This is a genomic window from Microcystis sp. M_OC_Ca_00000000_C217Col (assembly GCF_007095585.1).
Classification (GTDB): domain Bacteria; phylum Cyanobacteriota; class Cyanobacteriia; order Cyanobacteriales; family Microcystaceae; genus Microcystis; species Microcystis panniformis.
The window spans coordinates 57,958-69,287 of the sequence record NZ_SFBV01000248.1; the positions used below are offsets into that span (position 1 = coordinate 57,958).

At 39.6% G+C, this 11,330-nt stretch carries 2 protein-coding genes; both read left to right on the forward strand.

Features of this window, described 5'->3' with window-relative positions:
- The first annotated feature begins 42 nt into the window (after positions 1-42).
- Positions 43-10,476, forward strand: a complete 10,434-nt coding sequence (locus EWV66_RS15310; protein WP_287107965.1) for a non-ribosomal peptide synthetase/type I polyketide synthase — start codon at positions 43-45, stop codon at positions 10,474-10,476.
- A gap of 31 nt (positions 10,477-10,507) precedes the next feature.
- Positions 10,508-11,263 carry an aspartate/glutamate racemase family protein gene (locus EWV66_RS15315; protein ID WP_002768078.1) on the forward strand — a complete coding sequence of 252 codons (756 nt, stop codon included), beginning with the start codon at positions 10,508-10,510 and terminating at the stop codon, positions 11,261-11,263.
- Positions 11,264-11,330: the final 67 nt, after the last annotated feature.

Genomic DNA, 11,330 nt, shown 5'->3' on the forward strand with positions numbered 1-11,330 from the left:
AGAGAATAGGGCATGGTTGAGAGTATAGATTACAAAAAATTAATGGCAACGACCTTAAGCAAAATGGAGGTCATGCAGGCTCGTATCAATGAATTAGAGACGAGACAAAGTGAAGCTATTGCGGTGGTTGGGATGGCTTGTCGTTTTCCTGGAGGTATTAATTCCCCAGAAAAATATTGGAGTTTTTGTCAAGCCGGGCTTGATGCTATAGTAGAAGTCCCTAAAAGCCGTTGGGATATCTCAGAACTGTATTCTCAAGAACCAACTTTAGGAAAAATGAACACCGCTTATGGGGGATTTATTCAAGAGAATATCACAGAATTTGATGCCCGTTTCTTTTCGATTTCAGCAAGAGAAGCAGCCTCCATGGATCCTCAACAAAGGTTACTCTTAGAAGTTGCTTGGGAAGCGTTAGAAAATGCCAATTTACCTCTGAAAAATTTAGCCGATAATAAAGTAGGGGTATTTGTGGGGATTACTAGCATTGATCATGCCCTGAAGGTTTACGGCACTAACTATGATCAAATTGACTCTTTTTTTGGCACCGGCAATGCTCTAAGCGCAGCCGCCGGAAGGCTATCTTATTTTCTCAATCTTCACGGTCCTTGTCTCTCGATTGATGCAGCCTGTGCATCCTCATTAGTAGCCGTCCATCAGGGGATTCGTAGCCTGAGAAATCGTGAATGTGAACTCGCTTTAGTGGGTGGGGTAAACCTCATTTTAGAACCCGCAATTACGATTAGTCTTTCTCAGTCGGGAATGATGTCCCCCGATGGGCGTTGCAAAACCTTCGATGCCTCTGCTAACGGATATGTGCGAGGGGAAGGCTGTGGGGTTTTAATCTTAAAAACTTTATCAGAAGCCCAGAAAAACGGGGATCACATTCTTGCCCTGTTGCGAGGTTCGGCGGTGAATCATAATGGGGCTGCTGCCGGTTTAACCGTACCCAGTGGACCCGCCCAGCAAGAATTGCTCCGTCAAGCTCTAGCTGATGCCAGAATAGTCCCTGAAGATGTCAGCTACATAGAAGCTCATGGCACAGGCACTTCTTTAGGAGATCCCATCGAATTGAATGCCATTGCCTCAGTTTATGGAAAGCGCTCCGACCCCCTTTATGTCGCCTCAGTCAAAACCAATATCGGTCATCTTGAAGCCGCAGCTGGCATGGCTGGAATAATCAAAACAATTCTGATTCTTCAACAGGGTGAAATCCCCTCCCATCTTCACTTCCAAAGCCCTAATCCTCTGATTAATTGGGAAGATCATCCTATTAAAATTCCTACTCAAAATATACCTTGGCCGAATAACAATAAAGTCCCTATAGCTGGGGTAAGTTCTTTTGGTTTTTCAGGCACAAATGCCCATGTCATTGTTCAACAGGCACCCGTCAGCAAAATCTCAGAAATTCAACAACAAATTCCCAGTCATCTCTTAACCCTTTCAGCCCACAACAAAACCGCTTTAAAAGAATTAGCCACACGCTTCCATACCCTCCTAGAATCTCATCCTGAAATTGGAGATATTTGTTATAGTGCAGCTGTCGGAAGGATAGATTTACCTGAACGTTTAGCCATTGTTGGCGATACTTGTCCAGAATTACAACAAAGATTAACCGCTTTTGCTGAAGAAAAACCACTTGATGATTTGACTTTTTATCAACGTTTTACATCGGAAAAATCCCCTAAAATTGTTTTTCTTTTTACAGGGCAAGGGGCTTGTTATCCCGGCATGGGGCATCAACTCTATCAAACCCAGCCGACATTTCGTCAATATATTGATCAATGTGCCGAAATATTAGCGAAGTATTTAGACCATCCTTTAACTGAAATATTATTTGGTGAACAGACCGATTTACTCAATCAAACTGCTTACGCTCAACCGGCTATATTCGCCCTAGAATATTCCCTAACAATGCTATGGAAATCTTGGGGAATTACCCCCAGTTTACTGATTGGCCATAGTGTGGGAGAATATGTAGCAGCTTGTATCGCAGGAGTATTTAGCTTAGAAGCTGGACTCGCCTTAGTTGTCAAACGGGGGCAATTAATGCAAACCACGACCTCTGGGAAAATGGCTTCAATTTTTGCTGATGAAGAGACAGTAATTTCCCTAATTAAAAATTATACTCAAACAGTTTCAATAGCTGCCATTAATCACCCTCAACAGATTGTTATTGCTGGAGAAAGTGCCAGCATTGAGGAAGTTATTAGCACCTGCAAAAAGCAAAAAATTCCCGCTCAATATCTTCCCGTTACTCAGGCTTTTCATTCCCCTTTAATGGAGCCAATTTTAAAAGAATTTGAAAAAGAGGCTCGTCAAATTTCTTATCAACGCCCCCAAATTCTCTTACTTTCAGGACTTGATGGAGAGGTTTTAGAAAATGCACCAGATGCCACTTACTGGAGCAAACAATGCCGAGAACCAGTAAGATTTTTGTCGAGTTTAATAACCGCTTTCAACAAGGGATATAACCTATTTTTAGAAGTGGGACCAAGACCAATACTAGCAGAACAAGGTCGTCGTTATAAAGATGAGTTCATCTGGTTAAGTTCCCTCAATCGTGGCTTAGATAACTGGCAGACAATTCTTTCAGCCTTGGGACAACTCTACCTAAATGGCGCACCTTTCAATCCAGAACAATTCAATCGAAATTATGGCTATAAAAAAGTCAGATTGCCGAACTATCCCTTTCAAAGGAAACCTTTCCAATTTCAGCCTAATCCTCGAACAGAAAATCAGAGCATTGACAAAATATTCCTAGACGCACAAACCTCTAACCTTACCGATACCGAAACCACAGTTTTCAATATGCAAAAACATCAACAGGAAATCCGTAATCAATTAAAATCAATTTTGGCTTTACTTCTGAAAGAAGATGAGAACGAACTGCCGGAGGATGAGACATTACTAAACTTAGGAGCAGACTCAATTATCTTGACTGACTTTTCTCGCAAAATTGAAGAAAAATTTCAAGTCAAAGTGAAAATAGATCAACTCTTTACCGATTTACAAACTCTTGTTGATATCGCCGAATACCTCTGCCAATTTGTCAAAGAAAAACCCTTAGAAAATGCTTCAGAAATAACAGCTAAAGTTATCGATGACGAGACAGAATTAAGCAATTATCTGCAAGTCATTGATCAATTGCAACCCATCGCTACAGCCTATATCATCAAGGCTTTAGAGTCCTTAGGGAAAAAACTTAATCAGGGGGAACAATGGACAATAGAAACCCTAAGACAAACCTTACCTGTTGCCCCCAAATATCACATTTTGCTCAATCGTTATTTGCAGGATTTAGAGCAAGCTAATATTCTTCAAAATCAAGGGAATATTTGGACTGTCAAAAACTTGCCTGACTCTTTTTCCTTACCCCAAGCCCTACAAAAGCTAGAAAAAACTTGTCCATCTGCAAAACCTGAATTAGAAATGTTGCAACGCTGCGGCGAAAATTTAGCAGAAGTTCTCAAGGGAAATATAGACCCCTTGACATTAATTTTCCCAGAAGGTTTCGTTGCTCATGCAGAAAGTATCTATGGCAATTCTCCCGTATCTCGATTGATGAATCAACGAGTTGCCCAAGCTATTAACCAGATTTTAACGCGCTTTTCTAATAGTGATCGCCCCTATCAAATTCTCGAAATAGGAGGAGGAACTGGTGCCACTTCAGAAGCAATTCTTCACCACTTAAACCTCGATCATGTCACTTATTCTTTTAGCGAAGTTTCTCCCTTCTTACTGCATCAAGCTAGGCAAAAATTTCAGAAAAAATATAACCTAAACTTTCATCAACTAGACATTGAAAAGTCCCCCATTTCTCAGGGGATACCTGCTCGTAATTATCATATTGTTGTGGCCGCTAACGTCCTTCATGCGACCCGAAATATTACAGAAACTCTAACCCATATTCGGGAACTGCTGCGCCCCGGTGGTTACTTAGTTCTCCTCGAAACCGTAGAAAATAACTCATGGCTGAATTTAACCTTTGGATTAACCCCCGGCTGGTGGCGCTTTCAGGACCAAGAATTACGCTCAGACACTCCCTTATTAAGTGGGGAAAATTGGTGTTCCGTTTTAAAGCGCTGTGGTTTCGCTACGGCGAATAGTTTCTCTAAACAAAACAATATTCCCATTAACAATGGCCAAGAATTAATTCTTGCTTGTGTGCCAGATGAACCCCTCTCAATTCCTGCAATTCCTAAGTTCACTGTCTCAGGTGAAAGCTCCGGTAAAGAAGCCTTAATGATGGCTCAATTACAATCTTTAAAAGACCTAAAAGACCTCCATGAGAAAACCATTATCAAGCAATTAGAAGTTCTTCAAACTGCCACCGTCTCCCCCAGTATAGCCCCCGAAATATTAACGAATCAGACTCAAATCATTCCTACCCAAAGCTCTAAGATAGAAACTTCCCTTCCGGTTTCTCAAGAGAAGCCCAAATCTCCTGAGAAACCTAGTTCTCCCAATTTAAACCCCTTAGCCTTAAAGCTGACTGAGAACAAATCCTTAACCGAACAACAACAAGCCTTTATTCAAAATTTACAGAGTATTTATAACCAGAAAACCGCCAAATCAAAAGCCTATTCACAAAATAGCCGTAAGACAATGGTGGATGTTAAACCGACCATTGACTTCCGCATGGCCTTAAAAGAATTTCAATATCCCATTGTTTCAGAATCTGCTCAAGGGGCTTATTTTAAGGACATTGATGGCAATAATTACATTGACTTAGCTATGGGGTTTGGGGTTAACTTTTTTGGGCATAGTCCGGATTTTGTCATTGAAGCGGTTCAAGAACAAATGAACCGAGGAATAGGTTTAGGAATGCAGTCAAATCTGGCTGCCGAAACCGCCGCTTTAATTAGTGAAATGGGTCGAGTCGAAAGAGTCGCTTTTAGTAATACGGGAACCGAGGCGATTATGGCCGCTGTTCGCATTGCTCGCTCTCGTACAAAACGTCAAAAAATCGTTATGTTCGCCGGCTCCTACCATGGAACTTTTGACGGCATCTTAGCACGAGTAGGAGAAGATAAAACCACGACTCAACCCTTAAGTTTAGGCACTCCTTTAGGAATGGTTGAAGACATAATAGTCTTGAGTTATGGAGTTGAAGAAAGCCTCGATATTATTGCTACTCATGCTGATGATTTAGCCGCCGTATTAGTCGAACCAGTTCAAAGTCGCAAACCCGATTTACAGCCTCAAGAATTTCTGCAAAAACTACGACAAATAACCCATAAAAAAGGGATCACACTCATTTTTGATGAAATTATTACCGGCTTTCGGATTGCTCCGGGAGGAGCGCAAGAATGGTTCAATGTTGAAGCTGATATAGTCATTTATGGTAAGGCCATTGGAGGAGGTTTACCAATTAGTATGATCTGCGGTAAAGCAGATTTCTTAGATACCGTTGACGGCGGTTTCTGGCAATACGGAGATGACTCTCATCCCCAAACCGAGTTAACCGCTTTTGGGGGAACTTTTTGTCGTCATCCTTTAGCCCTTGCTGCTTGTCGTGCTGTGCTTTTACATCTTCAAGAAAACAGTCCAACGATTCAAGAAAAAGTGAATCAATTAACTCATCGATTAGCCACCGAAGTCAATCAGTTTTTTCAAGAAATAGGCATTCCGATTCGGGTTGTTAATTTTGGATCTTTATTCCGCTTTGAACCCTTTGGAGCTTATAGTATCTTCTTACAACCCATCGAATTACCCCTCTTTTATTACCTATTAAATCTTCAAGGAATCTACACATGGGAAAAACGAGTTTGTTTTCTCTCCACCTGCCATACTAATGAAGATATAGACAAAGTTATAGTAGCCGTCAAAGAAGCGATTACGGAATTGCAGCAAGCTGGTTTTTTTGCTAATGCTAAACGCCCCCAAGTCAAGAAAGAAGAAAAAAAGCCCCTCTCTGAAGATGAAGATGGTAGGGGACATCTACCATCTTTAAATCAGTCCTTTCCCACCAGTGAAGCTCAACGTCAACTTTGGTTATTAGCTGAATTAGACCGTAATGCTTCAGCATCCTATAACGTCACAACATCTCTAGAATTACTAGGTTCTTTAGATGTTTACATTTTAGAAAAAACGATTAATCAAGTTATTAATCGCCATGAAGCTTTGCGAACCAAAATTATAGAACAAGGAGAATTACAGGAAGTTGTCAATGAAGTTAAAATTAAATTAAACCTCATTGATTTGAAGGATGAAGATAATCCCGAAGCGACGGCCTTAGCGTTACGATCTCAGTTTTCCCAAAAACCCTTTGACCTGTCGATTGCTCCTTTATTTGCTGTGATTTTAATGCGCTTAAAATCTGACCATTATCTGCTCTCTTTAAAAACTCATCATATTGTGGCAGATGGTTGGTCACTAGGATTAATTTTGCAGGAAATTGGTCAACTTTATTCATCCCCAAATAACACAACTAAAGAGGTTCTCACACCACCGATGCAGTTTCGGCAATATTTAACCTTGCGAGCGCAAGAGACGCAAAGTCCGCAAATGTTAGAGCATCGGGATTTTTGGTTGAAAACCTATCAGGAAGAGCTGCCAACCTTTGAGCTTCCCACCGACTTTCCCCGTCCCGCCGTTAAAACCTACACTGGCGGCCAAGAAAGTCAAGTCATTCCCTCGGAAGTTGGGCAAAATTTGCAGAAAGTAGGACGCAAAAATAAAGCTACATTATTTATGACGATGTTCGCCGCTTATACTGCTTTTTTGCGTCGAATTTCTGGCCATAAGGATTTAGTCATTGGTATTCCTATTTCTGGGCGACAAATAGAAGGTAGTGACAACTTAGTAGGCTTTTGTTCTCAATTTTTACCCCTGCGGATACAAGTCGATGCTACCACCTCTTTTATTGAACATTTACAACACACTAAACAAACCCTGATCGACGCTTTTCGCCATCAGAGTTATACTTTAGAGGATTTATTAGCAGCTTTACAATTACCTAGAGATTTTTCTCGTTCTCCTCTCATTTCGGTATCTTTTAACATGGATCCTAGTTTAACTCTGCCTGAGTTTAAAGACTTAAAAGTATCCTTGCCACCGTCACCGATTGCTTACACCCCTTTTGATCTAGGATTTAACTTAATTGAACTTAATGATAACCTCATTATTTACTGCAATTACAATACAGAACTCTTTAAAAAAGAGACAATTAAACAATTTATTGAAAGCTTTGAAATTTTGCTGAGGGGAATCATTGAGGATGCTAATCATCTTCTTTATCAGTTACCTTTATTAACCCCAGTCCAACAAGAGAAGTTACTCAGACAATTAACCGGAAAAACTCGCAAACTCCCTGAGAAAGCCACCATCATTGATGACTTTGTAGCTCAAGTTAAATTAACCCCTAATGCTCCCGCCCTAATTGCGGGAAAAATTAGCCTTAGCTATCAAGAATTAAATGAAAAAGTCAATCGTCTTACCCATTATTTACAGCAGGAATATCAGCTAGGTGTAGGAAAAGTGATTGGGGTCATGCTCCAGCGTAATCACAACTTAATCATCGGGATTCTGGCTACCTTTAAAACTGGAGCGACTTACGTTCCTATAGACTCTCAATATCCTCACAGTCGCATTGAGTTTATTTTAAAAGATAGTGGCTGTCATGTTTGCCTAACGGAGAGTAATTTTATCTCTAAGTTACCTGAAAAAATGGAAAAAATTTGCTTAGATAAAATTGATCCTATTGTTGAAAAATATGACAAAGATGAGCCTAAAATATTTCGCAATTCTAGCCAAACTGCTTATATTTTTTACACTTCAGGATCAACTGGTAATCCTAAAGGAGTCATGGGCCGTCACATCTCAATTTTGAATGTTATTCAAAGCTTACGACTTACCTTTGATTTAGATAAACATCCTGAATGGCGCTATATTTTCACAGCTGCTGTTACTCATGATCCATCTATTCGTAATATTTTTCTCCCCTTAACCATAGGTGCATCCCTATATATGTACGAAATAAAATATATAGGACATTTGGTTTCTTTCCTACAGGAAAATCAAATTAATGCCCTACACACCACCCCATCTATCTATCGAGAAATCTTGGGGCTACTTGAACCAGGAGAAACCATTTCCAGCTTAAAATATATCTCGGTAGGAGGGGAAAAATTAGATCGGGAAACTGCCTTAGCTTTGCGGAAACGTTTTCCAGCAGAAATTATTAGCAATGTCTACGGATCTACAGAAACTTGTGTGGGAGTATCCCAGTATGAAATCAAGGAAAACTTAGACAGCGAAATCCCCCTCGGTCAAGTTTTCCATAACAATCGCTTAGGGGTTCTTGATGAATTTAATAATCCCGTTCCCCTCCATGTAATCGGCGAAATTTGTGTAGAAGGTGCCGCCCTAGCATCGGGTTATCATAACCAACCCGAAATGACTCAAGAAAAATTTAAACCTAGCTTTCTTGATGAGACAAAAACTCTCTTTAGAACCGGCGATTTAGGCAAGCAAACTGCTCCCGGTATCATTGAGTTTATGGGACGAAAAGATAATCAAGTTAAGGTCAATGGTTATCGAATTGACCCCAGAGAAATTGAATATCAATTGACTCGTTATGCTCCCATTGAAAGAGCGATTGTTTTACCAATTCAAGTGAATAATCAAACTCAATTATCTGCTTACTGTCAAACAGAAAAAACTCTAGAAATTGCTGAGATTCGAGAATTTCTTGCCAAGTTTTTACCAGTTTATATGATTCCCAGTTACTTTATTTTTTTAAAGCAATTCCCTTTAACTCGACATGGGAAACTTGACCTGCACTCCCTGAGACAACTCAGAGAAACCGGTAAATCTCTGGTTAATTCTAATTATGTTGCACCCCGTAATCATTTAGAATCCAATCTCGTTAGTATCTGGGAAAAAATTCTCTCTAAACATCCTATCGGTATTTTTGATAACTTCTTTGAAATTGGCGGTCATTCTCTACTCTTATCAAGGGTTGTAACCCGGGTTCATAAAGAACTAAATGTATCCGTAAAATTAGCTGACTTCTTTAAAGTTCCAACCGTTGCTGGATTGGCGACTTTAATCTCCCAGACTCAATACAATTATCAAGAACCCATTTCGGCAATTCCCCCCCAAAAATCTTATCCGATGTCTCATGGTCAGCGTCGTCTTTGGGCTTTAGAATTCCTAGATCAAAATCATAATGCCTACGGAATGCCCAGTGCTTATCAATTCAAGGGCAATCTCAATATTGACGCTTTTGAAAATGCCTTTCAACAGTTAATTCAACGCCATGAAATTTTGCGGACAACCTTTACTTTAATCAATAATCAACCCCGTCAAGTTGTCCATAATCAAATGAACTTTGTCATTAAACAAATAGACCTGACAGCTTATGTTAGCACAGAACAAGAAAACCTTATCGAAGAAGCGATCAGCCATAATGCCAAAACGACCTTTGATTTAGAAGTGGGACCGTTACTTAAAGTTAACTTACTTAAACTAAGCCAAGAGAATTACATCGTCTTGTTTAATATGCACCATATCATTTTTGACGGTTGGTCAGCTGGGGTTTTAATTAAAGATTTCCTCACCCATTATCACGCCTATGGACAAGAAAATTCCCAATTAATGCCCCCTCTTAGAATTCATTATAAAGACTATACTTCTTGGCAAGAAAGTCAATTAGAAACCTCGAAACTTCAAGATCAACGGGATTACTGGTTAGCTAAATTAACTCCTGTTCCTGTGCGTCTTAACTTACCTGTTGATTATCCCCGCCCACCTGTTAAAAGTTTTCAGGGAAATACAATTACATGGCAACCTGAACCCGAATTGATCGATACTTTTGAGAAGTTAGTTAAAGCACAAGAAGCCAGTTTATTTATGGGTTTAGTTAGTTTGGTTAAGAGTTTTCTATTCCGTTACACTGAGCAAAATGAAATTACAATAGGCTCTGCTATCGCCGGCAGAAATCATCCTGATTTAGAAGATCAAATCGGATTTTATGTTAACACTCTCGTCCTGCGGGATCAGATAACAGATCACGACAGTTTTACGGATCTCCTTAGCAAAGTAAAAACAACCACTTTAGAGGCTTATGATCATCAAGACTATCCCTTTGATCAGATCGTATCTGAGTTGAATTTACAACGAGATCCTAGCCGTAATGCTCTCTTTGATGTTGCAATTGTCCTGCAAAATAATCAAAATGTATATCTGGCCTTGGACGGAATTACAGTTAACTCCATTGACCCAAAAATGATTACCGCTAAATTTGATTTAGAATTTATCTTTGTTGAGGAAGAAGAACTTTATCTCAAGCTAATCTACAACACAGATATATTTATCCATGAGCGAATTTTATTGATCATAGATTTGTTCAAAAACTGGCTGGAGCAAGTTTTAAAATTTGCCCATGAACCTTTGATAAACTTATCCTTAGCTTCCTCAGAAAATCTTATTCAAGAGGGGCAGGAACTGTTCACAGAAGACTTTAATTTTTAGTCAACAGCGATTACACTAGCAGGATATTTTAATGAAGACAAAACTACCGATTCTTGGCGTTTTAGGTGGTATGGGACCAGTGGTTACTGCCGAATTTCTGAAGTCGATTTATGAATATAATCCTTTTATTGATAAGGAACAAGAAGCCCCTAATGTTATCGTTTTTTCCCTTCCCTCTGCACCTGATCGCACAGGTTCTATTGATAGTGGAAAAGAAAGAGAATTTATTGATTTTATTCAAGTCAATCTGGAACATCTCAATAAACTGGCTGATTGCATAGTCATTGGCTGTTGTACGGCTCATTATGCTCTACCTCAGATTCCCGAAAATCTGAAGGATAAACTTATTTCCTTAATTAAAATAGCGGACCAAGAACTCCAAGAATATAATAAACCTACCCTTTTACTTGCTAGTACAGGGACTTACCAGAAAAAATTATTTCATGAAGGCTGCACCACCGCAGATCTGATTATTTCTCTCTCAGAAAGTGATCAAAAGTTGATTCATGAAATGATCTATAAAGTGCTAAAAAGAGGACAGGATCCGTTAAGTATTCTTAGGGATATAGAAGCATTATTAGAGAAATATAACACTCGCTCCTATATTTCTGGGTGTACCGAATTTCATCTCTTAACAAAATCTCTCAAACTCAAAGGAATTGACTCCATTAAAGCGATCGATCCTTTAAGTACCATCGCTCAAAACTTTTCTCAGTTAATCATCAAACAAGCTCAGGTAGATCTAGTGACCGACTGCCATCAGCCTTCAAACCCAAAAAGCCCTTGACCATCGCACCTCTATCAGGTACAATTCAAACTTGAGTTGATCACTTCTGACTTTTAACTTGTGCGTA